Origin of the sequence: Cellulophaga sp. BC115SP (assembly GCF_009905545.1) — a bacterium.
In the GTDB taxonomy this organism is placed as follows: Bacteria; Bacteroidota; Bacteroidia; order Cytophagales; family Spirosomataceae; genus Flectobacillus; species Flectobacillus rivi.
The window spans coordinates 1-563 of sequence record NZ_JAAALB010000205.1; the positions used below are offsets into that span (position 1 = coordinate 1).

Below are 563 nucleotides of genomic sequence, written 5' to 3' on the forward strand. Positions count from 1 at the left end.
GGTATTTTCTCCATCAGAGCATTTATTTCATCTGTTGAAGCTATGTCCATAATATTTGCTATTAATGAAAGATTACTTAAAGAATTGGGATATTTTTCTGTATGTTTTTCAATCAAATTCATGATTTTAGCTTTGTCCTCGAATGAAAAATTACCTTTAAATTTTTGGGAAATAAGTCCCCAAATTTTGTGGTCATCAATGGTGATAGGATTTCCTGAAATACTGACAGGAGCAACTTCAATAACTTTACTATCGATCAAATTTGGCTTATTTTTATATATAACATTGATCTTTTTTCCATCCGTAAACACACCTCTTGCTCCTTGAAAATCATTAAATCCAATTACAATATCCCTTGGATAGTCTAGTTTTCCTGTTAGGACAAATTTATTTTTATTGATGATAATAGTGTCGATCGAAAAAGTTGGGTTTCTGTGAACATTCACCTTTTTAATAAGCCCATCTTCATAAGTGCCAGTTATTTTGAAAGGAATTTGTTGTGAAAAAATATTATGTGAAATGAAGAGGAGTAAATAAATAAAATTTTTCATAGATGTGATTTT

Annotated in this window: 1 protein-coding gene; it reads right to left on the bottom strand. The window is 29.3% G+C overall.

Annotated features, from left to right (window positions below; all coding sequences use genetic code 11):
* Nucleotides 1-551: DUF4369 domain-containing protein (locus GVN22_RS27685; RefSeq protein WP_166554204.1), on the bottom strand; the 551-nt coding region annotated here is incomplete at its 3' end.
* Nucleotides 552-563: the final 12 nt, after the last annotated feature.